The organism is Acidovorax soli (assembly GCF_900107605.1).
Lineage (GTDB): Bacteria > Pseudomonadota > Gammaproteobacteria > Burkholderiales > Burkholderiaceae_C > Acidovorax > Acidovorax soli.
Window position 1 is genome coordinate 257,808 of record NZ_FNQJ01000001.1, and the last position, 24,426, is coordinate 282,233.

Consider the following 24,426-nt stretch of genomic DNA (forward strand, 5'->3'; position numbering starts at 1 on the left):
GGAGTGGTCGCTGCCCCGTGGTGCCTGGTTTACGGCTGCGGCTCGGTGACAAAGCCGATCTTGCGCACGCCCGCGCGCTGTGCTGCCGCCATGGCCTGGGCCACGCGTTCGTAGCGCACCGCTCTGTCGCCCCGGATGTGCAGGTCGGGCTGCGGCGTTTTGCTGGCTTCTGCCTGCAGGCGGGTGGACAGTTCTTCGTCGGCCACGGGCGCGCCGTTCCAGAAATACTGGCCGTCGGCGGCCACCGACAGGCGCACGGTTTCGGGTTGAATGAGCTCGGGCTGGTTGGTGGCGCGGGGCAGGTCCACGTTCACCGAATGCTTCATCACCGGCACGGTGATGATGAAGATGATGAGCAGCACCAGCATGACGTCCACCAGCGGCGTCATGTTGATCTCGTTCATCACCTCGTCGGAGTCGTCCTGGGTTCCGAAGGCCATGGCTTAGCTGCCTTTCTTCATGGGCAGCACCTTGGCTGGTTCGCCGGCATTCACCCGGGCACCGGTGACGAAGTAGGCATGCAGGTCGTGCGCAAAGCTGTTGAGGCCGGTCAGGATGGACTTGTTGCCGCGCACCAGCGCGTTGTAGCCCAGCACGGCAGGGATGGCCACCGCCAGGCCCAGCGCCGTCATGATCAGCGCTTCGCCGATGGGGCCGGCCACCTTGTCGATGGTGGACTGGCCCGACGTACCGATGGCCAGCAGTGCGTGGTAGATGCCCCACACGGTGCCGAACAGGCCGATGAAGGGAGCCGTCGAGCCCACCGAGGCCAGGATGGCCAGGCCGGACTGGATGCGTGCCGTGAACTCGTCGATGCAGTTGCGCAGGCAGCGTGTGACCCAGTCGCTCACGTCCAGCGTGTCGTGCAGATGGACCTTGGTGTTGCGGTGGTGGGCCGTTGCCTCGCGGCCTTCCAGCGCCAGGTGGCGAAACGGGTTGGCGGGGTCATTGCCCAGCTTGGTCAGTCCGGCGGCAAAGTCTTCGCTGTGCCAGAAGTCCTGCGCGGAGCGGGCGTGCTTCTTGAACCGGACGATGTCCAGCGCCTTGATGAGAATCACGATCCATGAGGCCAGCGACATGGCCAGCAGCAGGATGGCGACGGCGCGGGTGACGAAGTCGCCCTGTGTCCATACGTTGGCGATGCCGAATTGCGATTCCATGAAAACTCCCTGCAAAGTGATGTGTTTATTCGAGAACAAAATTGATCGGCACCAGATTCCACATGGTCTCGGGCACGCCATTGCGCTTGCCAGGCACGAAGCGCCAGCGCATCACGGCGTCCTGGGCCTGGCGGTCCAGACGGTCGTAGCCGCTGGATTGGCTGATTTCCACCTTCTGCGGCAGGCCGTCGGTGCCGATGAGCACGCGCAGCACCACCTTGCCCTGCTCGCCCATGCGTTTGCTGATGGCCGGATAGCTGGGCTTGGGATTGTTGAGGTAGGCGGCATCGCTGGAAGGCATCTCGATGCGGGCCGGAGCGGGTGGTGCCGGTGGCGCGGGCGGTGCCGGGGGCGCCACCGGGGCTTCGATGGGAGGTGCCGGTGGCTGGGGCGTGGTGACGCCAACGGGGGCATTCGGGGCCGGCGTGGGGTCGGCAATGGCCACGGGCATGGGCGCCGGGCGTGGGGCCTGTACCTTGGGCGCTGCCTTGGGCGGCGGTGGGGCAGGTGGTGCCGGTGGGGCCAGCTTGGGGGCTGGCGGGGCGATGAATTCGCTCAGCAGTTCCGCAGGGACGATGACCTCTGCAGCCTTGCGCAGCAGCCCGGACTGCAGGGCCCACAGGCCCGCCACATGCAACAGCACCACCGAACCCACGATCACGGCATTGCGGCTCACGCCCCCGGCGGGGGCAAAACGGTCTGGTTGGGGCATATAAAAATGATAGCTTCAAGCGCTTTATGGATAAGCGCCACCGCCAAAAAACACTTGAATTATTGACGGAGGACCCACCAGGCCGAACCGGCCACAAGGATCAGGCTGCCTGCGAGTGTAGAGAGGAGTTCCATGCCTTGCTTTCCCGAATGGAGTTGGCAAGCTGGACCGGTTGCGCCGTGACCTCATTGTGCAGGGCGGCCACCGGACGGGTTGCGCTGCATTGCGCCACCACATCGCGGGCGCAGCTTTCGCAGCATCCGCATTGGGTGGCCACGCCCAGCTCGAACTGGATCTCGTCGAAACTCATGCCTGCACGCGCATGGCGGGCAATGTCACGGTCGGAAATTCGGCGGCAAACACAGACGATCATGGCGGCAGGCAGTTTGGCTGGCTGTTGTGGATGACTGGATTATAAATGCGAATCTATCGTATTTGCACTAAACCAATTTCGCCAGAAGGGAGAAAGAGGGAGAAAGTTTTTTCAACCCCTGCTGTCGGCGATGGCATCGGCATCCAGCAGTGCCGGTGATGCCTCCGCCAGCGTGGCGCAGCCCGTGAGCGCCATGGCAATCTCCAGCTCATCGCGCAAAAGGCGCAGCACATGGGCCACGCCAGCAGCGCCCGCATGGGCCAGGCCCCACACGGCGGGGCGCCCCACCAGTACGGCCGACGCGCCCAGCGCCATGGCCTTCAGGATGTCGGTGCCGCGCCGGATGCCACCATCCACCAGCACGGGCATGGCGCCACCTGCGGCCTGCACCACGCGCGGCAGGGCGCTGGCAGTGGCGGGGGCCGTGTCGAGCGTGCGCCCGCCGTGGTTGGAAACGATCAGGCCCGCCGCACCCACTGCCACCGCCTGGCGCGCATCGGAGGGGTGCAGCACCCCCTTGAGCAGCACGGGCAGGCGGGTGATGGACTGCAGCCAGGCAATGTCGTCCCAGGTGGGGGCGTGGTGCAGCAGGGCATCGAACAGCACGCTCTGGCCGGGCTGCAGTGGGGGGATGGCGGGCGCCTGCCGTCCCGTCAGGTTGACCGGACCCACGCCGGGCGGCAGCCGAAAGCCCGCGCGCCGTTCGCGGTCGCGCACGCCGCTCGATGGCGCGTCCACCGTCAGCACCAGGGCTTCGTAGCCGGCGGCTTCGGCGTTGCATCAGCGCCTGGGTGAAGCCCCGGTCTGGCTGCAGGTAGAGCTGAAACCACAGCGGGCCGCGCCCCGGGTCGGGCCGCACGGCGTCGGCAATGGCTTCCAGCGACACGCTGGCCTGGGTGCTGAGCACCACGCCCGCGCCCTGCGCAGCCGCCGCGTAGGCCATGGCCAGATCGCCATCGGGGTGGGCCAGGCGCTGGAAGGCAATGGGCGCCAGCAAGATGGGATGCGCCAGGGTGCGGCCCAGCAGCTGCACTCGGGTGTGGCCGCCCGCCAGTGGCTGCAGCACGCGCGGCCACTGGGGCGGGGGCGTCCCAGGCGCTGCGGTTGGCACGCAAGGTGATCTCGTCGGCGGCACCACCGCTGAAGTAGGCCCAGGCGTTGTCGTCCAGATGCTGGCGCGGCTCCATTCCGCGCACCATGCTCTCCATCCAGAAAAAGCTGCTGATGCGGTGCTCGCGTGTGACGGGCAATACCTGGTGCAACGTGCTGCTGGAGTACAGGATCATGTCGCCCGCGGGCAGGCGAGAGGCAGTGGCCAGGTGAACATGGCTGTGCGTCGTCGTGCTTCTTTATGTTGCATCAAATGCGGGTCATTCTCATTTGCCTTGATGTTGACGCACGACACTTTCCTGGCATCCGGACGAAAAAAAACCGGCCAAGCCGGTTTTTTTGCAGCAAGAGGGAAAGCTTCTTACTTGACGTGCTTTCCGATCAGGCCGGCCAGTTCGAACATCGAGACTTGCGGTTTGCCAAACAGCTCCTTGAGCTTGGCGTCTGCATTGATGTTGCGCTTGTTGGCGGCATCCTGCAGGTTGTGGGCCTTGATGTACACCCACAGCTTGCTGATGATCTCCGTGCGCGGCAGCGGTGCCGAGCCCACCACGGCGGCCAGCGCGGGGCTGGGCGTCAGCGCCTTCATGAAGGCAGCATTGGGGGTGCGCTTCTTGGCGGGCGCGGCGGCCTTGGTGGCGGGCGCCTTGGCTGCGGGAGCGGCTTTTGCCGGAGCTTTTTTTGCAGTTGCCATGTCGGGTTGTCCTTGTTGGAAGTAAATTTTCACCAGCGAAAGCGAGACTTTCCCACTGGCACGGTGATGCTACTGGGAAAAAAACACGTTTCCAAGCGGGCCAAGCCTTTTTTTACCTCGATTTGTTGCGGTGGAGCACTGTGCAGGGGCCGCAGAGGGCGCTTGGGAATGCCTCATGCATGCCCCGGCTTCCGGTGCTTTCCCGCGCGGCGCGACAATCTGCCGACGCCATGACGGCGCCGCGCCTTCTACTCCTGCAACTTCCCGCGTGAAAGGTTTCCCGACATGACCGCCCCTTCTTCCACGGCATTCAGCACCTGTGATCTCTGTGACGCGCACAAGGGCGACGACAGCGGTGCATTTCGCGTACTGCCGCCCGTATTCCACAGCTACGGCGGCGTGGCGGCCTTTGCCGGCACGGTGGCAACGGTGAAGTGCTTTGAGGACAACACCCTGGTCAAGGTCGCGGTGGATTCTCCCGGTCTGGGTCGCGTGCTCGTGGTGGATGGCGGGGGCTCTTTGCGGCGCGCCCTGGTGGGCGGCAACCTGGCCGCCGCCGCTGCCCGCAATGGCTGGGCCGGCCTGGTGGTGGATGGCTGTGCGCGCGATGTTGCCGAACTGAATGCAGCCGCCGTGGGCATCCGCGCCCTGGGCCTGATGCCCCTGCCCACCGAAAAGCGCAACGAGGGCCAGCGCGATGTGGCCGTGCAGATCCAGGGCGTGTGGGTGCGTCCGGGCGACTGGCTCTGCGCGGACGCCGACGGCATCGTTGTCAGCGCCCGGTCACTTGTGGCTTGAGTCGACCCGGAGGCCCACGCGCAGCGCCGCACGCGTGGGCAGGGTGGCCAGCAGCACGCTGGCCAGCGCAATGCCAAAGGCCAGCAACTGCAGGCCCGAAAAGGATTCGCCCAGCACCAGCACACCCACCAGCGCGGCGCTGACAGGCAACAGCACGGTGAATATGCCGCTTTGTGCCGCCGGCACGGCTTTCAGGCCCGTCATCCACAGCCACACGGTCCACATGCAGGCTGCCAGTGCATAAAACACCAGGAGCAGCCAGGTGTTCCAGCCCACCGCTGCAAAGTCGAATCCCCAGGCCATGTAAAGGCCCAGCGGGGTGGACAGCGCAAACCCCCACAGGTTGATCAGCGAGGTGATGCGTTTGGGGCCGATCGCCCCCGTGAGTTTCTTGCCGATGACCGAATACGCCGCTTCGCAAACCACGGCGCCCACCAGCAGCAATTGCCCGAGCCAGACAAGGTTTGGGGTGTTTTTGCCATCCAGTGCATGCCCTGCATTTGCTGGCAGCTCTGATTTTGACAGTGATAAAAGCGCAACACCCGCCACGGCACAGGCCACCGCCACCCAGGTGCGCGGCGCCACACGCTCGCGCAGGAACAGCCAGCTCATCACGGCCACAGCCGCCGGGATGGTGGCCATGATCACGCCTGCGGACACGGCGCTGGTCAGGCTTACGCCATAGATCATGCAGAGGGTGAACAGGAAATTGCCGAGGAAGGACTCCAGAAACAGCAGCCGCCGCACCTGGGGTGTCAGGGGTGGTTCGTCGGCGGGTTTCTTCAGCCAGTGCACCATGGCCAGCCCGCCGATGCCAAAGCGCATCCAGGCCAGCAGAAACACCGGCAACGCCGCCGCCAGCGGCTTGGACAGTGCCACGTAGCTGCCTACCAGGGCCATGCTCAGTGCCAGACACAGGTAGGCGATGGGGCGGCTGGGGGCATTCATGCGTCTTGGCGGCTGGAAAATCAGGACTGCGCATCATGCCCGACGAAGCGCCTCCCCATTCTGGTCAGCGATGCTTTGTGCCGGGGCGTGAGCGAGCAGGGTGCCGATGCAATGGGGAGTCTCTGGTGAAGGGCGGATGTTGCCGTGTCTCACGGATGAAACCATACCGGCCTAGATTGGGGCGCCGCCCACTGCATGGAAGTTGCCGACAGGTTCTCTGAGGTGTTGCGCGACTTATCACAATACAAAATTGTGATTTCACAATTCAAAATTTGAACGAAATGCAGCGTTGAGAGTTTTCTCGATATGAGAAAACAATTCTCATATTGAGAAATTTTGTATTTAACCTGTTGTTTTTTAATGGAAAAATTTATATCTTATATAAGACATAAGAGCTTGTGTAGGTCTTATAGAAGACTTAAAGTACTTCCCATGGGCTGGCAAATGCAGCCCGGTTTTTTTCAACAACCCCTGGAGTGACCCATGCCCCAATCCTTCAATGAACAACTGAGCCGCGAACAGCAAATTGCCGCCCTGGAAAAAGACTGGGCCCAAAACCCCCGCTGGAAGGGTGTCAAGCGGGGCTATACCGCTGCTGATGTGGTGCGCCTGCGCGGCTCGCTGCCCATCGAGCACACGCTGGCCAAGCGCGGCGCGGAAAAGCTGTGGGAAAAGGTCAACGGCGGTGCCAAGAAGGGCTATGTGAACGCCTTTGGCGCGATCTCCGCCGGCCAGGCCATGCAGCAGGCCAAGGCAGGCCTCGAAGCCGTGTACCTGTCGGGCTGGCAAGTCGCTGCGGACGGCAACACGTCGGAAACCATGTACCCCGACCAGTCGCTGTACGCCTACGACTCGGTGCCTACCATGGTGCGCCGCATCAACAACACCTTCAAGCGTGCTGACGAAATCCAGTGGGGCCGTGGCATCAACCCCGGCGACAAGGAATTCATCGACTACTTCCTGCCCATCGTGGCCGATGCGGAAGCCGGCTTTGGCGGCGTGCTGAACGCTTTCGAGCTGATGAAGAACATGATCGCCGCCGGTGCTGCCGGCGTGCACTTCGAAGACCAGCTGGCCGCCGTGAAGAAGTGCGGCCACATGGGTGGCAAGGTGCTGGTGCCTACGCAGGAAGCCTGCGAGAAGCTGATCTCGGCCCGCTTCGCCGCCGACGTGATGGGCGTGCCCACCATCATCCTGGCCCGCACCGACGCGGAAGCCGCCAACCTGATCACCTCGGACCACGACGCCAACGACAAGCCCTTCCTGACCGGCGAGCGCACGCAGGAAGGCTTCTATCGCGTCAAGAACGGCCTGGAGCAAGCCATCAGCCGTGGCATTGCCTACGCTCCCTATGCCGACCTGGTGTGGTGCGAGACCGGCGTGCCCGACATCGGCTTCGCCCGTGAATTCGCCCAGGCCGTGCTGGCCGCCAACCCTGGCAAGCTGCTGTCGTACAACTGCTCGCCATCGTTCAACTGGAAGAAGAACCTCAGCGACTCGCAGATCGCCTCTTTCCAGGAAGAGCTGTCGGCCCTGGGTTACAAGTACCAGTTCATCACGCTGGCAGGCATCCATATCAACTGGTACAACACCTTCCAGTTCGCCCACGCATACGCCCGCGGCGAAGGCATGAAGCACTACGTGAACATGGTGCAGGAGCCTGAGTTCGCCGCCCGCGAAAAGGGTTACACCTTCGTGTCGCACCAGCAGGAAGTGGGCGCAGGCTACTTCGACGATGTGACCACGGTGATCCAGGGCGGTTCGTCTTCCGTGAAGGCCCTGACGGGTTCCACCGAAGAAGAGCAGTTCCACTGATCCCTGGCGCCACAGCGCACAAGCCCGAAGCGGCCGCTTCGGGCTTTTTTATTGGCAGAGGGTAAAATGCGCCACCGATCAATGCAACAAGGGCGAGAAAGGCATGCTGGTTATGACACCGCGAACTACATCGGAGATGTTCACCGGCCGTTGAGGCCGGCCGTTCGCGCCTGCTCGGGATTCACCTTTCCCCTTTCCAAAGCGCGGACCTGTACCGCGCTTTTTTGCGTTCTGGGCCAGGCAAGCGCATCCCACCTGAAAAGATTTGACAAGGATTTCCATGATTCACATCACGCTCCCCGATGGTTCTCAGCGCGAATACCCCGGCCCCGTCACCGTGGCCGAGGTGGCTGCTTCGATTGGTTCTGGCCTGGCAAAGGCTGCGCTGGCTGGCAAGATCGGAGACAAGGTGGTCGATACCAGCCACCAGATCACCCAGGACAGCCCGCTCTCCATCGTGACGGCCAAGGATGCCGACGGCCTGGAGGTGATTCGCCATTCCACCGCCCACCTGCTGGCCTATGCGGTCAAGGAGCTGTTTCCTGACGCGCAGGTCACGATTGGCCCGGTGATCGAGAACGGGTTTTTCTACGATTTTTCGTACAAACGGCCCTTCACCCCTGAAGACCTTGTCGCCATTGAAAAGCGCATGACCGAGCTTGCTGCCAGGGATGAGCCCGTGGTGCGGCGCGTACTGCCACGCGATGAGGCCGTGGCGTACTTCAAGGGCCTGGGTGAGCACTACAAGGCCGAGATCATTGCCAGCATTCCCAGCAACGAAGATGTGAGCCTGTACCGCGAAGGCAACTTCGAAGACCTGTGCCGGGGTCCGCATGTGCCCAGTACCGGCAAGCTCAAGTTCTTCAAACTCATGAAAGTGGCGGGTGCCTACTGGCGCGGTGACCATCGCAACGAAATGCTGCAGCGGGTTTATGGCACGGCCTGGGCCACGAAGGACGAACTGCAGCAGTACCTCACCATGCTGGAAGAGGCCGAAAAGCGCGACCACCGCAAGCTGGGCCGTGAGCTCGACCTGTTCCACATCGACGACCATGCGCCGGGCGTCGTTTTCTGGCACCCCAAGGGCTGGGCCGTGTGGCAGGAAGTGGAGCAGTACATGCGCCGCGTTTACCGTGACAACGGCTACCAGGAAGTCAAGGGCCCGCAGCTGCTCGACAAGACGCTGTGGGAAAAGACCGGTCACTGGGACAAATACCGCGACAACATGTTCACGACCGAATCGGAGAAGCGCGACTATGCGCTCAAGCCGATGAACTGTCCCGGCCACATCCTGATCTTCAAGCAGGGCATCAAGAGCTACCGCGACCTCCCGCTGCGCTACGGCGAGTTCGGCCAATGCCACCGCAACGAGCCCACGGGCGGGTTGCACGGCATCATGCGTGTGCGCGGCTTCACGCAGGACGACGGGCACATCTTCTGCACCGAAGACCATATCCTGCCCGAGTGCACGGCCTATACGGCTTTGCTGCAGAAGGTCTACAAGGACTTTGGCTTCGAGAACATCATCTACAAGGTGGCTACGCGCCCCGATGCGCGCATTGGTTCCGACGAGAGCTGGGACAAGGCCGAGCACGCACTGATGGAGAGCCTGCGGGCCTCGGGCTGCGAGTTCGAGATTGCGCCGGGCGATGGTGCCTTCTACGGCCCCAAGATCGAATACACGCTCAAGGATGCGATCGGCCGGCAATGGCAATGCGGCACCATGCAGGTGGACTTTTCCATGCCTGAGCGCCTTGACGCCGAATATGTGGGCGAGGACGGTGCGCGCCACCGGCCCGTGATGCTGCACCGCGCCATCGTCGGCAGCCTGGAGCGCTTCATCGGCATTCTGATCGAGCAGCACGCGGGAGCATTGCCGACATGGCTGGCACCGGTGCAGGTTGCGGTGCTCAACATCACCGATGCACAGGCCGACTACTGTCGCGAAATTGCCGCGAAACTGCAAAAATCGCTGCCCCATCAAGACCTTAGGGTGGCGCTCGATCTGCGCAACGAGAAGATTACGTATAAAATACGCGAGCATTCGTTGCAAAAGCTGCCTTATATACTCGTCGCTGGTGACAAGGAGAAGGCAGCAGGTGCCGTCGCAGTGCGCGCCCGGGGCAATCGAGACCTCGGTGTGATGTCCGTTAAAGCGTTCGCAGAGCTGATCGCCCAGGACATCGCTTCCAAAGTGTGATTTTGAATGAAAACATGCTCTGGCGTGCGCCCGTTGTGCGGTGTTAGCTACTTATTTTGTAGCATTTTGATTCAAGGAAGATAGCCATCGCTACTGAATTTCGTGATCGCCGCCACCGTGAAGAGCGCAAGCACCGCCTGAACCGTGAAATCATGGCCCCGGAAGTTCGTCTTTCCGGTCCTGAGAATGAGCCTTTGGGTGTGGTCAGTCTCATGGAGGCTCTGCGCATGGCCGGTGAATTGGATGTGGATCTGGTGGAGATTGCCGCCACCGCCAATCCGCCGGTGTGCCGCCTCATGGACTACGGCAAGTTCAAGTATCAAGAGCAAAAGCGTGCTGCGGAAGCCAAGGCCAAGCAGACGGTCATCGAGATCAAGGAAGTCAAGTTCCGTCCGGGTACGGACGATGGCGACTACAACATCAAGATGCGCAACATCCGCCGCTTTCTGGCGGACGGCGACAAGTGCAAGATCACGCTGCGGTTCCGTGGCCGTGAAATCACGCACCAGGAATTGGGCTTGGCCTTGCTGAACCGCATCCGCGACGAGCTGGCAGATTCCATCATCATCGAGCAGTTTCCCAAACTGGAAGGCCGCCAGATGATCATGATGATCGCCCCGGGCAAGAAGAAGCCTGCGGCCAAGCCGGTGGCGGAAGCTGCTCCGGCGTCTGGCACTTCGGCCTGAATGGATTGGAGAATTTGAGCGCTGCAACCGCAAGGGGGCAGCGTTCAATCAGGTGGTGCTTTGGCACTGCCGAACGAGAGGCGAAAGCCTTTCGATAAAAGTGGCTCGGGGCCAACAAGTTTGCAGATCGGTTTGCAAACGCCTCACGAGCACAACGAAAAGGAGCATTCACATGCCCAAAATGAAGACCAAGAGCAGCGCGAAAAAACGTTTCCGCGTTCGTCCCGGTGGCACCGTCAAGCGCGGTCAAGCCTTCAAGCGTCACATCCTGACCAAGAAGACCACCAAGAACAAGCGCCACCTGCGTGGTGCAGTTGCTGTGCATGAGACCAACATGGGCTCGATCGCACAAATGCTGCCCAGTGCTGGCCTTTAATAACTGACGAACAAGGAGTACATACATGCCTCGCGTCAAACGTGGTGTAACGGCCCGTGCCCGTCACAAGAAAGTTCTCGCCCTTGCCAAGGGTTTCCGTGGTCGCCGCGGTAATGTCTTCCGTATCGCCAAACAGGCGGTAATGAAGGCTGGGCAATATGCCTACCGTGACCGCCGCACCAAGAAGCGCGTGTTCCGCCAGTTGTGGATCGCCCGTATCAACGCCGCTGCCCGTGAACTGGGCCTGACCTACAGCCAGTTCGCCAACGGCCTGAAGAAGGCATCCATCGAGATCGACCGCAAGATGCTGGCCGACCTCGCCGTGCACGACAAGGCTGCCTTTGGCAGCATCGTGGAGCAAGTCAAGGCCAAGCTGGCTGCTTGAGTTCACGATGAGCGGCTATCGTCCTGATAGCTGCTTGCGCAATAACAGCAAGGGCTAGGGCTTGAAAAGGCACTAGCCCTTGTTCATTTTCACGAGTCGATAAAGAACGACTTACGCAAAACGGGCTGAGGCAAGACGCTTGCCATATGGAAATGTCGCTTGTGCATCCTTGTTTGCGTAAGTCATGAAAGAGTCGGTATGAACGAGTTGGATTCCCTGGTAGAGAGCGCGACGCAACTGTTTGCCCAAAGCGCCACTCCCGCAGATCTGGAAAACGCCAAGGCGCAGTTTCTGGGCAAGTCGGGCCGCGTGACCGAGCTCATGAAGGGCATGGCGCAGCTTTCCGTCGAGGAAAAAAAATCTCGCGGCGCCGCCATCAATGTCGCCAAGCAGGCCATCGAGGCGGCCCTCACGGCGCGCCGCCAGGCGCTGGCCGACGCGGAGCTGCAGGTGCAGCTCAAGGCCGAGGCGCTGGATGTGAGCCTGCCGGGCCGCCAGCGCGGGCAGGGCGGTTTGCATCCGGTATCGCTCACGCTCGAACGCATCCAGGGCATCTTCGGCTCCATGGGCTTTGACGTGGCCGAAGGCCCCGAGATCGAGACCGACTGGTTCAATTTCACTGCACTGAACACGCCCGAGGACCATCCCGCGCGGTCCATGCATGACACCTTTTATGTGGAGGGCGGCGCTCCCGGCGCGCCCAACCTGCTGCGCACGCACACCAGTCCGGTGCAGGTGCGCCATGCCGTGCAGCATGTCAAGAAGCACCGCGCACTGCTGGACGCGGGCCAGCCGATGCCCGAGATTCGCGTCATCGTGCCGGGCCGTACCTACCGCGTGGACAGTGATGCCACGCATTCGCCCATGTTCCACCAGTGCGAAGGCCTGTGGATTGGCGAGAACGTGAGCTTCAAGGACCTGAAGGTCATCTTCACGGCTTTCTGCCGCACTTTCTTCGAAAGCGATGACCTGGTGCTGCGCTTTCGGCCCAGCTTCTTCCCGTTCACCGAGCCCAGCGCCGAGATCGATATCCAGTTCCAGTCAGGCCCGCTGGCCGGCCGCTGGCTGGAGGTGGCGGGCTCAGGCCAGGTGCACCCCAATGTGGTGCGCAACATGGGACTCGACCCCGAAAAGTACATCGGTTTCGCCTTCGGCATGGGGCCTGACCGCCTGACGATGCTGCGCTACGGTGTCAACGATCTGCGTTTGTTCTTTGATGGCGACATCCGTTTCCTGTCGCAGTTTCAATAACGCAAAAAAGTGAGCTGCCAGCGCCTGTCTTCATTGGATTTGAATGCATCTTTGTCTATTGGAATCTATTGTTGACAAGCGCAACCAGCTATATTTTTAAGAGCTAACGCCAAAGAATCTCCCTATGCAATTCCCCGAGTCCTGGTTGCGCGAATTCTGCAATCCACCGCTGACAACCCAAGAACTGGCCGACACGCTGACCATGGCCGGCCTGGAGGTCGAAGAGCTGCGCCCCGTCGCGCCGCCGTTCACCCACATCGTCGTGGGCGAGATCAAGGAGGCCGTGCAGCACCCTGACGCCGACCGCCTGCGTGTGTGCCAGGTGGACGTGGGGCAGGGCGCCTTGCTCAACATCGTGTGCGGCGCTCCCAATGCCCGCGTGGGCATCAAGGTGCCTTGCGCGCTGGTGGGTGCCGAGTTGCCGCCCGGCGACGATGGCAAGCCGTTCCTCATCAAGGTAGGCAAGCTGCGCGGCGTGGAGAGCCAGGGCATGCTGTGCTCGGCGCGCGAGCTCAAGCTGTCGGAAGACCACGGCGGCCTGCTGGAGCTGGATGCTTCGGCGCCCGTGGGCCAGGACATCCGCGCGCACCTGAATCTGGATGACACGCTGTTCACCCTCAAGCTCACACCCAATCTGGCGCATTGCCTGAGCGTCTATGGCATTGCGCGCGAAGTGTCGGCACTCACGGGCACGCCGCTGCAGCAACCGTCGTTTCCGGTGGTGAGCGCAAAGCTGTCCGACAAGCTGCCCGTGAAGGTGAGCGCCCCCGATCTGTGCGGCCGCTTCTCGGGCCGCATCGTGCGCAACGTCAACACGCGCGCCGCCACCCCGCAGTGGATGCTGGACCGCCTGGCGCGTTGCGGCCAGCGCGGCGTGTCGCCGCTGGTGGACATTTCCAACTACGTGATGTTCGAGCTGGGCCGCCCCTCGCACATTTTCGACCTGGACAAGATCCACGGCGGTCTCGATGTGCGCTGGGGCAAGCCGGGCGAGCAGCTCAAGCTGCTCAATGGCAACACCATCACGGTGGACGACAAGGTGGGCGTGATCGCCGACGACAACCAGGTCGAATCGCTGGCCGGCATCATGGGCGGTGATGCCACGGCGGTGTCCGACGACACCAGGCACATCTATATCGAGGCCGCCTTCTGGTGGCCAAAGGCGGTGGCAGGCCGCTCGCGTCGCTTCAATTTCTCGACCGATGCGGGGCACCGCTTCGAGCGCGGCGTGGATCCGAGCCTGACGGTGGAGCACATCGAGCGCATCACGCAGCTGGTCATCGACATCTGCGGCACGTCCGACACCCTGTGCGGCCCCATGGACGACCAGGCGGTGAACCTGCCGACCCCCAAGCCTGTCACGTTGCGCGTGGCGCGTGCGGCCAAGGTTATCGGCATGCCGCTCACGCAGGTGCAGTGTGCCGATGCATTGCAGCGCCTGGGGCTGCCGGTGGTGCAGGGCGACGGCACCGTCACCGTCACGCCGCCGTCGTTCCGTTTCGACATCGCGATCGAGGAAGATCTGATCGAGGAAGTGGCGCGCATGGTGGGCTACAACCACCTGCCCACCACACCGCCGCTGGCGCCCATCACGCCCAAGCTTTCACCCGAGGCCACGCGCAGTCCGTTCGCGGTGCGCCGCTCCCTGGCAGGGCTGGGTTATCAGGAAACGATCAATTTCAGCTTTGTGGAAGAGCGCTGGGAACTGGAGTTGGCTGGCAATGCGCAACCCATCCGGCTGCTCAACCCGATTGCAAGCCACATGAGCGTCATGCGTTCCAGTTTGCTGGGTTCTTTGCTGCAGGTTTTGAAATTCAACCTGGACCGCAAGGCCGAGCGCGTGCGCGTGTTCGAGCTGGGCCGGGTGTTCCTGCGCGACGCTGGCGTGCGCAACACGGACACCACGGTGGAAGGCTTCCATCAGCCCATGCGCGTGTCCGGCCTGGCCTATGGCCCGAACGATGCATTGCAATGGGGCCGCAAGGAACAGGCCATCGACTTCTTTGATGTGAAGGGCGATGTGGAGGCCTTGCTGGCGCCGCTGCGCGCCACCTTCGAGCCGGGCACCCATCCCGCCATGCACCCCGGGCGCTGTGCCCGCGTGCTGGTGAATGGACGCGCCAGCGGCTTTGTGGGCGAACTGCATCCGCAGTGGCGCCAGTCGTGGGACCTGCCCCAGGCGCCGGTGATGTTCGAGCTGGAGCTGGATGCCGTGCTGCAGTGCGTGGTGCCCGAGTTCAAGGCGGTGGCCAAGCACCAGGCGGTCGAGCGCGATCTGGCCGTGGTGGTGGCCGAGCGGGTGACGCATGCGCAGGTGATGGATGCCATCACGGCGGCCATCCCCGGCGGCATGTTGCGTTCTGCCGTGCTGTTTGACGTGTACCGTCCCAAGCCTTTGCGCGCTGGTGAAACGGCTCCCGCAGGCGGCCTGGCTGCCGGCGAAAAAAGCCTGGCGGTGCGCCTCACGCTGGGACGCGACGAAGCCACGCTGACCGAAGCCGAGATCGAGGCCGCGGTGCAAGCGGTGGTGGCCCGATGGGTAGCCGACACTGGTGGACGGTTGCGTGTTTGATCTGGAATCGGGAGCGCCTGCGTGATTGAATTTGCGGTAGACAGTATCGAAACCCCTGCGCTGACCAAGGCGCAGCTGGCCGATCTCCTGTTCGATCAGATCGGACTGAACAAGCGCGAGTCCAAGGACATGATCGACGCTTTCTTCGACCTCATCGCCCAACGCCTGGTGGATGGCAAGGACGTCAAACTCTCTGGTTTTGGAAATTTCCAGATCCGGACCAAGGCGCCACGGCCGGGGCGCAACCCGCGCACGGGTGAGGCCATCCCCATCCAGGCACGCCGGGTGGTGACCTTCCATGCCAGCAGCAAGCTCAAGGAGCAGATCCAGTCTGCTGCTTCGGTGGCTGGGTGAAGCGTGAACAGTTTGACTCCATTGTTGTTTCATTCTGGCGTTTGCAGCCTGTCTGCAGTACGCTAGCCAGCTTTCCGTCCGAACCAGCATCTATGGGCACCCAGCTTCCTTCGATTCCCGCCAAGCGGTACTTCACGATTGGTGAGGTTGCGGAGCTGTGCGGTGTCAAGCCACATGTGTTGCGCTATTGGGAGCAGGAATTCACCCAGCTGCGGCCCATGAAGCGTCGTGGCAACCGCCGGTATTACCAGCACCACGAGGTGCTCATGATCCGGCGCATCCGTGATCTGCTGTACGACCAGGGCTTCACCATCAGCGGGGCACGCAATCGCTTGCAGGAACCGGCGCCTTTTGGGCACGATGAAGCGCCGCCGCTGGCGCTGGTGCCGGAATCGGTGCACGGTGTCGTGACCGACGATGCCATGGAAGGCCTGTGCGCCGATTCCGCCAGCGTCTGGCTCGACAGCCATGGGGTGCGCCAGGAATTATTTGAAATTCGTGCACTGCTTTCCCGGGACGGATGAATTATCTGTATATAATCTAAGTCTTGTCGGCGTGTAGCGCAGCCTGGTAGCGCACTTGCATGGGGTGCAAGGGGTCGCGAGTTCGAATCCCGCCACGCCGACCATTGATAGCAAAAGCCCAGAGCCGTAAGGTTCTGGGCTTTTTTGCTATGTGCAGGCCGGGGCACGCGGGTCCTGGCTTGTCCTTATCCTCTCCTACCGGAAATCCCATGATCAGTGGACTCGTCGCAGGCAAGCTTTTTGGTTCGGTAGAACTGCGCACCGACAAGGCGGGCAAGCCCTTTGCCGTGGCCAAGGTGCTGGCTACCAGTGGCGAGGGTGAAACGCTGATCGTGAATGTGATCGGCTTCGAGCCTGCCTTGTGCGCTGCCTTGCAGGCGCTGGGTGAGGGCGAGCCCGTTGCCCTGGCCGGCGGCCTTACGCCCCGGGTATGGACAGACAAGCAGGGCAACACCCGGCCCGCGCTGGACATGGTGGCACACCGTGTGCTGACGGCTGGCGACGCAGGCGACGGCCGCAGGGCGTGATCGCCTGGAGGCGGCGGGGGAATCGACCGCCGCCACTCATGCGGTTTTGCCTTCAAACGTAAACGATAGTTGGTTCGCCTTGCCGTGCTGGAGCACTGTCTGCGGCTTCCCGCCTGTTTATCCGCTTGAATGCAAGACCGTATCAGGCCATGGACCGCCACTCAGGCCGAAAGGGCTTGCAGCAACTCGGTCTCGATCTCGATCTGCCGGGCGTTGCTTTGCAGTTCCGGGCCCTGGATCAGGAAGGTGTCCTCGACGCGTTCGCCCAGCGTGCTCACCTTGGCCAGCTGCACGCTCAACTGGTGGCGGGCCAGGATACGAGCCACCAGGTAGAGCAAGCCGGCGCGATCGCTCGCCGAGATGGCCAGCAGCCAGCGCTGTGCTTTTTCGTCCGGGCGCAGCGTGACGCGGGGCGCCACCGGAAAGCTCTTGACACGGCGTGACACGCGCCGGGCGGCGGGGTCGGGCAGCGGGCCCCCGGTTTCGATGGCGCGCACCAGATCGTTTTCGACCATGTGCGTGAGTTCGCGGTAGTGGCCCGGCTGGTTGGAGGCAACGACCTGGAAGGTGTCGAGTGCGTGGCCATTGTTGGCCGTGTGCACGCGCGCATCCAGAATGCTGAATCCCGCACGATCGAAGTAGCCGCAGATGCGGGCAAAAAGGTCGGCCCGGTCGGGTGCGTAAACCATGACCTGCAACCCTTCGCCCGCGAGCGACTGGCGTGCGCGCACCACCGGGTGGGCCGCACCCACATGGCGCGACAGGTGGCGGGTGTGCCAGGCGATGTCGGCGGCCTCGTGGCGCATGAAGTAGCTGACATCCAGCGTGGCCCACAGCGCCTTGTGGGCCTCGAAGGGCAGGGCGTTGAGTGCCAGCAGCACCAGCGCCTCGCGCTTGCGGGCCTCGATTTCGGCCGCTGCGTCGGGCGCGCGCCCGCCCAGGGTGCGCAAGGTGGCGCGGTACAGGTCTTCGAGCAGCTTGCCTTTCCAGGCGTTCCAGACCTTGGGGCTGGTGCCGCGGATGTCGGCCACGGTGAGCAGGTACATGGCCGTGAGCTTGCGCTCGTCACCCACGCGCTGCGCAAAGGCGGCGATCACGTCGGGGTCGCTCAGGTCCTGCTTTTGCGCCACGGTGCTCATGGTGAGGTGCTCGCGCACCAGGAACTCGATGAGCCGGGCGTCTTGCCGGGCCACACCATGCTGGCGGCAAAAGCGGCGCACTTCCGTGGCGCCTATCAGCGAATGGTCACCACCGCGGCCCTTGCCGATGTCATGGAACAGCGCGGCGATGTACAGGATCCAGGGCTTGTCCCAGCCTGCGGCGAGCTGCGAGCAGAACGGGTATTCATGCGCGTGCTCGGCCATGAAGAAGCGGCGCATGTTGCGCAGCACCATCAGGATGTGCTGGTCCACGGTATAGACGTGGAACAGGTCATGCTGCATCTGCCCCACGATGCCGCGAAACGCCCACAGGTAGCGCCCCAGCACCGAGGTCTGGTTCATGAGCCGCATGGCATGCGTGATGCCCGAGGGCTGCTGCAGGATGCGCATGAAGGCGGCGCGGTTGACCGGGTCACGCCGAAAGGCGCCGTCCATCACGCCGCGTGCGTTGTACAGCGCGCGCAGCGTGCGCACCGAGAGATCCTTGAGTCCCACCGTGGTCTGGTAGAGCAGGAAGGTCTCCAGAATCGCGTGCGGGTCGCGCTCGTACAGGTCATCGCTGGCCACTTCGATGAGCCCGGCTTTCTCGAAAAAGCGCGCGTTGATCGGCCGCGGTTCATGGGTCGATGGACTCAGGCGCTCTTCGATGTTGAGCAGCAGGATCTGGCTGAGCTGCGACACGGCCTTGGCCGCCCAGTAATAGCGGCGCATCAGGGTTTCACTGGCGCGCATGGGCAGGCGTGTGCCATCGGGCGCTTGCGACCGGTAGCCAAACGATTCGGCCACGGCCGTCTGCAGGTCGAAAACCAGCCGGTCCTCGTGCCGGCCGGCGGCGGCGTGCAGGCGGGCACGGATCAGGCACAGCAGGGCCTCGTTGCGTTCGATCTGGCGCACCTCGAACGCCGTGGCCAGGCCGCTGGCCGCCAGCTCCTTCCAGGTGCTGCCCAGGCCTGCGGCGCGCGCCACCCACAGGATCATCTGCAGGTCGCGCAGCCCTCCGGGCGACTCCTTGCAGTTGGGTTCCAGCGCGTAGGGCGTGTTTTCGTATTTGGTATGCCGCTGGCGCATTTCCAGCGTCTTGGCCACCAGAAAGGCCTGCGCGTCCATCTGGGCGCCGTATTGCTGGCGGAACTGCGCAAACAGGGCCGGGTTGCCACAGACCAGGCGCGACTCCAGCAACGAGGTCTGCACCGTCACATCCAGCGCCGCCTCGGCCAGGCACTCTGCCACCGTGCGCACGCTGGAGCCGATTTCCAGGCCCGCATCCCAGCAACTGCCAATGAAGCTTTCCAGCCGGGTGCGCAGTTCGCATCCTGCCTCTGGCGTGCTGCCTTCGGGCAGCAGCACCAGCACATCGACGTCGGAAAAGGGAAAAAGCTGGTCCCGTCCAAAACCGCCCACCGCCACCAGGGCCAGGTCAGGTGGAAGCTGGGCGCGTTGCCACAAGGTCTGCAGCAAGCCGCCCGCCAGGGTGGAGAGCTTGCGCAGCATCACGCGGATGCCACGGGTTGAGGCGCCTGTGGCCTGCATGCTGGCCAGCAGGGCTGCCTTGTCGAGGCGGTAGGCGTCCCGCAGGGCGTGGATTTCGGTCATGGGCAAGGGAATGGAAGAAAGCGATGGGCCATGACCTGGGCAAGCAAGAGTCGTGCTCGCGGCAGGCGCACCTCAGGTGGCCGTGGCGGTCACAAAGGCGGGCAGCGGGGGCGAACCGGCCGACAAAGTCATCACCTCGTAGCCGGTCTCGGTGACCAGCACCGTGTGTTCCCACTGCGCCGACAGGCTGTGGTCCTTGGTGACGATGGTCCAGCCATCGTTGCCGAACTCCTTGATCTCGCGCCGGCCGGCGTTGATCATGGGCTCGATGGTGAACACCATGCCGGGCCTGAGTTCTTCGAGCGTGCCGGGGCGGCCGTAGTGCAGTACCTGGGGCTCCTCGTGGAACACCTTGCCGATGCCGTGGCCGCAAAACTCGCGCACCACCGAGAAGCCATGCCCTTCGGCAAATTTCTGGATGGCGTGACCGATGTCGCCCAGGTGCGCGCCGGGCCGCACCTGCTGGATGCCCAGCCACATGGCGTCGTAGGTCAGGGCGGACAGTCGCTTGGCGGCAATCGAGCATTCGCCAATCAGGTACATGCGGCTGTTGTCGCCATACCAGCCATCCTTGGTGATGACGGTGACGTCCACATTGACGATGTCGCCCTTCTTCAAGGGCTTGTCATTGGGGATGCCGTGGCACACCACATGGTTGACCGAGGTGCACAGTGCACCGGGATAGGGTGGGTAGCCCGGTGGCTGGTAGCCCACGGTGGCCGAGATGGTGCCTTGCTGGGCCATGCATTCGGCGCCCAGGCGGTCGATTTCCTTGGTGGTGATGCCGGGTTTGATGTGCGGCGCGATGTAGTCCAGCACTTCAGAGGCCAGGCGGCAGGCGAGGCGCATGCCGGCGATGTCCTCCGCGGTTTTGATGGTGATACTCATGCCGCAATTATCCCATCGCACCTCAAGCCTTGCCGGGCAGGGGCATGGGCGGTGGGCTGCTCCCGGTAAAATGGCGGGCTGCGCCAAAAGCATCCCTTGCGTCATCTGACCGGGCAGTGGCCGCCTCTGCGGGGTGGCCGCACCCGGTGACGCAGGAGGCCCGTCGCACCTTATCCCCTCTCATTTCGAACAGGCCGCTACCGTGACCTTGCACATGACCACGCTGGCGGGCGGCAACGCCCTCAGCTCCTTTCGCGCCCAGCAACTTCAACCCGCTCTGGAGGCCATTCACCCCCGGATCAGCGGCATTGCGGCACGCTTCGTGCACCTGATCGCTACCGATGCGGCCCCCACGCCCTCCGAAAAAGAGCGCCTGGCAGCGCTGCTGACCTACGGCGATCCGTATGCTGGCCCTGCCGACGGTACCGTCCTCATCGTCACACCGCGCCTGGGCACGCTCTCGCCCTGGGCTTCCAAGGCCACCGACATCGCGCGCAATTGCGGCCTGGCCATTCGCCGGGTCGAGCGCATCACCGAATACCATGTCAGTCTCAAGGCCAGCCTGCTGGGCAAGGCGCCCGAGCTGAGTGCCGAGCAACTGGCCCAGGTGGCCGCCCTGCTGCACGACCGCATGACCGAATCGGTGGTGGCCGACCGCAGCGCCGCTGCCGCGCTGTTCACCGAGCTGCAACCCGTGCCCATGGAGCATGTGGACGTGCTGGCCGGTGGCCGCGCTGCGCTGGAAGCCGCCAACACCCGCTTTGGCCTGGCGCTGGCCGATGATGAAATCGACTACCTCGTGACCGCCTTCACGGGCCTGAAGCGCAACCCCACCGATGTGGAGCTGATGATGTTCGCGCAGGCCAACAGCGAACACTGCCGCCACAAAATCTTCAACGCCGAGTTCACCATCGACGGCGTGGCGCAGGACAAGAGCCTGTTCGGCATGATCCGCAACACGCACCAGCTGGCGCCCCAGCACACGGTGATCGCGTATTCGGACAACGCCTCGGTGATGGAAGGCCATCAGGTGGAGCGTTTTGTGGCAAAGATGGCCGTAAGCGCCCGTGAATCAATTGCCAATAGCTATCAAAAGAGCAGCGTTAGCCAGCATGTGCTGATGAAGGTGGAGACGCACAACCACCCCACGGCCATCTCGCCGTTCCCGGGCGCATCCACCGGCGCGGGTGGCGAGATCCGCGACGAAGGCGCTACCGGCCGGGGCTCCAAGCCCAAGGCCGGTTTGACCGGGTTTACCGTCTCCAAGCTGTGGGGCAGCACCGTGGGCAAGCCCGAGCACATTGCCAGCCCGCTGCAGATCATGGTCGAAGGCCCTCTGGGTGGCGCGGCGTTCAACAACGAATTCGGCCGCCCCAATCTGAACGGCTACTTCCGCGAGTACGAGCAAAACGTCGGTGGCGTTCAGCGCGGCTACCACAAGCCCATCATGATCGCGGGCGGCGTGGGCGTGATCGATGCCGAGCTGACGAAGAAGATCGAATTCCCTGCCGGCTCGCTGCTCATCCAGCTGGGCGGCCCCGGCATGCGCATCGGCATGGGCGGCAGCGCCGCCAGCTCCATGGCCACCGGCACCAATGCGGTCGAGCTGGACTTCGACTCTGTGCAGCGTGGCAACCCCGAGATCGAGCGCCGTGCGCAAGAGGTCATCAACCACTGTTGGGCGCAGGGCGCGGCCAACCCCATCCTCGCCATCCACGACGTGGGTGCGGGTGGTTTGTCGAATGCGTTCCCCGAGTTGACCAACGATGCAGGCCGTGGCGCACGCTTCGATTTGCGTGCCGTGCAGCTCGAAGAATCGGGCATGGCGCCCAAGGAAATCTGGAGCAACGAGTCGCAAGAGCGCTATGTGCTGGCGATTGCGCCCGAATCCCTGCCGCTGTTCCAGGCCTTTTGCGAACGCGAGCGCTGCCCGTTTGCCGTGATCGGCACGGCCACCGAAGAGCGCCAGCTGGTGCTGCACGACCCTGCCGCCACGGCAGAAGACCAAAAGCTGCCCGTGGACATGCCCATGAACGTGCTGCTGGGCAAGCCGCCCAAGATGCACCGCGACGTGAAGACCGTGGTGCGCGAATTCGCACCGATGGACTTGACCGGCGTGCCGCTGCAAAAGGCCGTGATCGACGTGCTGGCCCACCCCACGGTCGCCTCCAAGCGCTTCCTCATCACCATTGGCGACCGCACCGTGGGCGGCCTCAGCCACCGCGACCAGATGGTCGGCCCCTGGCAGGTGCCCGTGGCCGATTGCGCCGTGACGCTGGCCGACTACCGTGGCTTTGCCGGCGAGGCCATGAGCATGGGCGAGCGCACGCCGCTGGCCGCCATCAACGCGCCCGCATCGGGCCGCATGGCGGTGGCTGAAGCCATCACCAACCTGCTGGCTGCGCCCATCGAATTGCCGCGTGTGAAGCTGTCGGCCAACTGGATGGCCGCCTGCGGCGAGCCCGGCGAAGACGCTGCGCTGTACGAAACCGTGAAGGCCGTGGGCATGGAGCTGTGCCCCGCTTTAGGCGTGTCCATCCCCGTGGGCAAGGACAGCCTGTCCATGCGCACCCAGTGGAACGAAGGTTCGGACAAGAAGAAGGTCACGTCCCCCGTCAGTCTGATCGTGAGCGCCTTCGCCTCGCTGTCCGACGTGCGCGGCACGCTCACGCCCCAGCTCGATGCCACCGAGGCCGACACCACGCTGGTGCTGATCGACCTGGGCAAAGGCCAGAACCGCATGGGCGGCAGCATCCTGGGCCAGACGCTGGAGCAAAGCGGCGACGTGGTGCCCGATGTGGACGACCCGCAAGACCTGGTCAACCTGGTCAACGCCGTGAACGCGCTGCGCGCCAAGGGCCAGATACTGGCCTACCACGACCGCAGCGATGGCGGCCTGCTGGCGGCGGCCGCCGAAATGGCCTTTGCCGGCCACGTGGGCGTGGCGCTGAACGTGGACATGCTGGTCACCGAGGGCGACGGCATCAGCGATAGCCGCATGGAAACCGGAGACGCCAAGAACTGGGCGCAGCAAGTCAGCGCGCGCCGCGAAGAACTCACGCTCAAGGCCCTGTTCAATGAAGAACTGGGGGTGCTGCTGCAGGTGCGCACCGCAGAGCGCAACGACGTGATGCAGACGCTGCGTGAGCATGGCCTGTCCAGGTTCAGCCATTTCGTCGGCAAGACGCGCCCGGCATCGTCCAGCATCGATGCGGGCAAGGGCGAGCTGCAGGTCTGGCGTGACGCCAAGGCCGTGTTCAGCGCGCCGCTGGCCGACCTGCACCAGGTGTGGGACGCCGTGAGCTGGAAGATCTGCCAGCAGCGCGACAACCCCGCCAATGCCGATGCCGAGCACGCCGCAGCGGGCGATCCCGCCGACCCCGGCCTGCATGTGCAGCTCACGTTCGATGCTGCCGACAACGTGGCTGCGCCGTACCTGAACCTGGCCCGCCCCAAGGTCGCCATCCTGCGCGAGCAGGGGGTGAACTCGCACGTCGAGATGGCCTACGCCTTCACCGAGGCGGGCTTCGAGGCATTCGACGTGCACATGACCGACCTGCAGACCGGCCGCGTCAAGCTCGAAGACTTCAAGGGCGTGGTCGCCTGCGGCGGCTTCAGCTATGGCGACACGCTGGGCGCGGGCATTGGCTGGGCGCGCTCCATCACGTTCAACCCCGTGCTGGCCGCGCAGTTCCAGGGCTTCTTTGGCCGCAGCGACACGTTCGGCCTGGGCGTGTGCAACGGCTGCCAGATGTTTGCCGAACTGGCTGACATCATCCCCGGCGCGCAGGATTGGCCGCGTTTTACGACCAACCAGAGCGAGCGCTTCGAGGCCCGCCTCTCGCTGGTGGAAGTGCTGGAGTCCCCCAGCCTGTTCTTGCAAGGCATGGCGGGCAGCCGCCTGCCGATCGCCGTGGCGCACGGCGAGGGTTATGCCAACTTCAAGTACCGGGGCAACGCCGACAAGGCCATTGCCGCCATGCGCTACGTGGACAACCACGGCCGCGCGACCGAGCAGTACCCGTTCAATCCCAACGGCAGCGCGGGTGGCTTGACCGCCGTGACCACGGCCGACGGCCGCTTCACGGCCATGATGCCGCACCCCGAGCGGGTCTTCCGCAATGTGCAGATGAGCTGGACCAGCGAAGACCAGGCGCAGTACAGCGGCTGGATGCGCATCTGGCGCAACGCGCGCAAGTGGGTAGGGTGAGAGTTTTTTGCTATTGAAATAGCAGCTTGGTGCGCATGCTGTATAAGTGTTAGACGCTATTTTTGTATGTAAACATCTCTTCGAACTCTG

General features: G+C 63.5%; 20 protein-coding genes, 1 tRNA gene and 2 pseudogenes. 13 read left to right on the forward strand and 10 right to left on the reverse strand.

The features are described 5' to 3' along the window. Positions 1-29: 29 nt before the first annotated feature. The 7 genes and pseudogenes from BLW02_RS01250 to BLW02_RS01275 form a co-directional block, all read right to left on the reverse strand. Positions 30-440, reverse strand: a complete 411-nt coding sequence (locus tag BLW02_RS01250; RefSeq protein WP_092696638.1) for an ExbD/TolR family protein — start codon at positions 438-440, stop codon at positions 30-32. Positions 441-443: 3 nt separating this feature from the next. Beyond that, positions 444-1,160, reverse strand: coding sequence for a MotA/TolQ/ExbB proton channel family protein (locus BLW02_RS01255; RefSeq protein WP_092696639.1), 717 nt, complete (start codon positions 1,158-1,160; stop codon positions 444-446). Positions 1,161-1,185: 25 nt separating this feature from the next. Then, entirely contained in the window at positions 1,186-1,872 is a 687-nt protein-coding gene (locus BLW02_RS01260) for an energy transducer TonB (protein WP_092696640.1), read from the reverse strand. A gap of 100 nt (positions 1,873-1,972) precedes the next feature. After that, on the reverse strand, positions 1,973-2,245 hold the full coding sequence (locus BLW02_RS01265; RefSeq protein ID WP_092696641.1) for a (2Fe-2S)-binding protein: 273 nt from the start codon (positions 2,243-2,245) through the stop codon (positions 1,973-1,975). A 111-nt stretch (positions 2,246-2,356) separates the two neighbouring features. Further along, a pseudogene (locus BLW02_RS01270) lies at positions 2,357-3,453 on the reverse strand (alpha-hydroxy acid oxidase). Continuing rightward, positions 3,436-3,552 (reverse strand): annotated as a pseudogene (locus BLW02_RS20135) (Fe2+-dependent dioxygenase); the annotation flags it as partial. The pseudogenes BLW02_RS01270 and BLW02_RS20135, both read right to left, overlap by 18 nt. Positions 3,553-3,716: 164 nt before the next feature. Then, entirely contained in the window at positions 3,717-4,049 is a 333-nt protein-coding gene (locus BLW02_RS01275; protein ID WP_086912608.1) for an SWIB/MDM2 domain-containing protein, read from the reverse strand. A gap of 285 nt (positions 4,050-4,334) precedes the next feature. Here BLW02_RS01275 and rraA point away from each other — a divergent pair, with 285 nt between their 5' ends. Next, a complete protein-coding gene (rraA, locus tag BLW02_RS01280; protein ID WP_092696642.1) occupies positions 4,335-4,847 on the forward strand; it encodes a ribonuclease E activity regulator RraA in 513 nt (170 codons plus the stop codon). On the opposite strand, the gene BLW02_RS01285 is transcribed toward rraA, so the two are convergent. Next, complete coding sequence (locus tag BLW02_RS01285) at positions 4,833-5,795, reverse strand: DMT family transporter (protein ID WP_092696643.1); 963 nt, start codon at positions 5,793-5,795, stop codon at positions 4,833-4,835. The genes rraA and BLW02_RS01285 overlap by 15 nt on opposite strands. Positions 5,796-6,278: 483 nt before the next feature. On the opposite strand from BLW02_RS01285, the gene aceA reads away from it, so the two are divergent. The 11 genes from aceA to BLW02_RS01340 all read left to right on the forward strand — a co-directional run bounded on the left by aceA (position 6,279) and on the right by BLW02_RS01340 (position 16,485). After that, entirely contained in the window at positions 6,279-7,610 is a 1,332-nt protein-coding gene (aceA, locus tag BLW02_RS01290) for an isocitrate lyase (protein ID WP_092696644.1), read from the forward strand. Between the two features lie 280 nt (positions 7,611-7,890). Continuing rightward, positions 7,891-9,810 carry a threonine--tRNA ligase gene (thrS, locus tag BLW02_RS01295; protein ID WP_092696645.1) on the forward strand — a complete coding sequence of 640 codons (1,920 nt, stop codon included), beginning with the start codon at positions 7,891-7,893 and terminating at the stop codon, positions 9,808-9,810. An 80-nt stretch (positions 9,811-9,890) separates the two neighbouring features. Beyond that, positions 9,891-10,496: a translation initiation factor IF-3 gene (gene infC, locus BLW02_RS01300; RefSeq protein ID WP_092696646.1), complete on the forward strand. Its 606-nt coding sequence runs from the start codon at positions 9,891-9,893 to the stop codon at positions 10,494-10,496. Between the two features lie 172 nt (positions 10,497-10,668). Then, entirely contained in the window at positions 10,669-10,872 is a 204-nt protein-coding gene (gene rpmI / locus BLW02_RS01305) for a 50S ribosomal protein L35 (protein WP_055402683.1), read from the forward strand. Between the two features lie 25 nt (positions 10,873-10,897). Further along, entirely contained in the window at positions 10,898-11,257 is a 360-nt protein-coding gene (gene rplT / locus BLW02_RS01310; RefSeq protein WP_005795139.1) for a 50S ribosomal protein L20, read from the forward strand. Positions 11,258-11,455: 198 nt separating this feature from the next. After that, the gene (gene pheS, locus BLW02_RS01315; RefSeq protein ID WP_092696647.1) at positions 11,456-12,508 is read left to right on the forward strand and encodes a phenylalanine--tRNA ligase subunit alpha; all 1,053 of its coding nucleotides are present in this window, start codon (positions 11,456-11,458) and stop codon (positions 12,506-12,508) included. Positions 12,509-12,632: 124 nt separating this feature from the next. Further along, complete coding sequence (gene pheT / locus BLW02_RS01320; RefSeq protein WP_092696648.1) at positions 12,633-15,080, forward strand: phenylalanine--tRNA ligase subunit beta; 2,448 nt, start codon at positions 12,633-12,635, stop codon at positions 15,078-15,080. 21 nt (positions 15,081-15,101) lie between these two features. After that, complete coding sequence (locus BLW02_RS01325; RefSeq protein ID WP_034712216.1) at positions 15,102-15,434, forward strand: integration host factor subunit alpha; 333 nt, start codon at positions 15,102-15,104, stop codon at positions 15,432-15,434. A gap of 92 nt (positions 15,435-15,526) precedes the next feature. Further along, complete coding sequence (locus BLW02_RS01330) at positions 15,527-15,958, forward strand: MerR family transcriptional regulator (RefSeq protein WP_092696649.1); 432 nt, start codon at positions 15,527-15,529, stop codon at positions 15,956-15,958. Between the two features lie 27 nt (positions 15,959-15,985). Continuing rightward, positions 15,986-16,062, forward strand: a tRNA-Pro gene (locus BLW02_RS01335). Between the two features lie 105 nt (positions 16,063-16,167). After that, positions 16,168-16,485: a single-stranded DNA-binding protein gene (locus BLW02_RS01340; protein WP_092696650.1), complete on the forward strand. Its 318-nt coding sequence runs from the start codon at positions 16,168-16,170 to the stop codon at positions 16,483-16,485. Positions 16,486-16,646: 161 nt separating this feature from the next. Here BLW02_RS01340 and BLW02_RS01345 read toward each other — a convergent pair whose 3' ends face one another. Together BLW02_RS01345 and map are read right to left on the reverse strand one after the other, a co-directional pair. Further along, positions 16,647-19,238, reverse strand: coding sequence for a [protein-PII] uridylyltransferase (locus BLW02_RS01345; RefSeq protein ID WP_092696651.1), 2,592 nt, complete (start codon positions 19,236-19,238; stop codon positions 16,647-16,649). Positions 19,239-19,310: 72 nt separating this feature from the next. Beyond that, on the reverse strand, positions 19,311-20,126 hold the full coding sequence (gene map, locus BLW02_RS01350; RefSeq protein ID WP_092696652.1) for a type I methionyl aminopeptidase: 816 nt from the start codon (positions 20,124-20,126) through the stop codon (positions 19,311-19,313). A gap of 202 nt (positions 20,127-20,328) precedes the next feature. Between map and purL the strand changes: the two genes are divergently transcribed. After that, the gene (gene purL / locus BLW02_RS01355) at positions 20,329-24,336 is read left to right on the forward strand and encodes a phosphoribosylformylglycinamidine synthase (protein ID WP_092696653.1); all 4,008 of its coding nucleotides are present in this window, start codon (positions 20,329-20,331) and stop codon (positions 24,334-24,336) included. Positions 24,337-24,426: the final 90 nt, after the last annotated feature.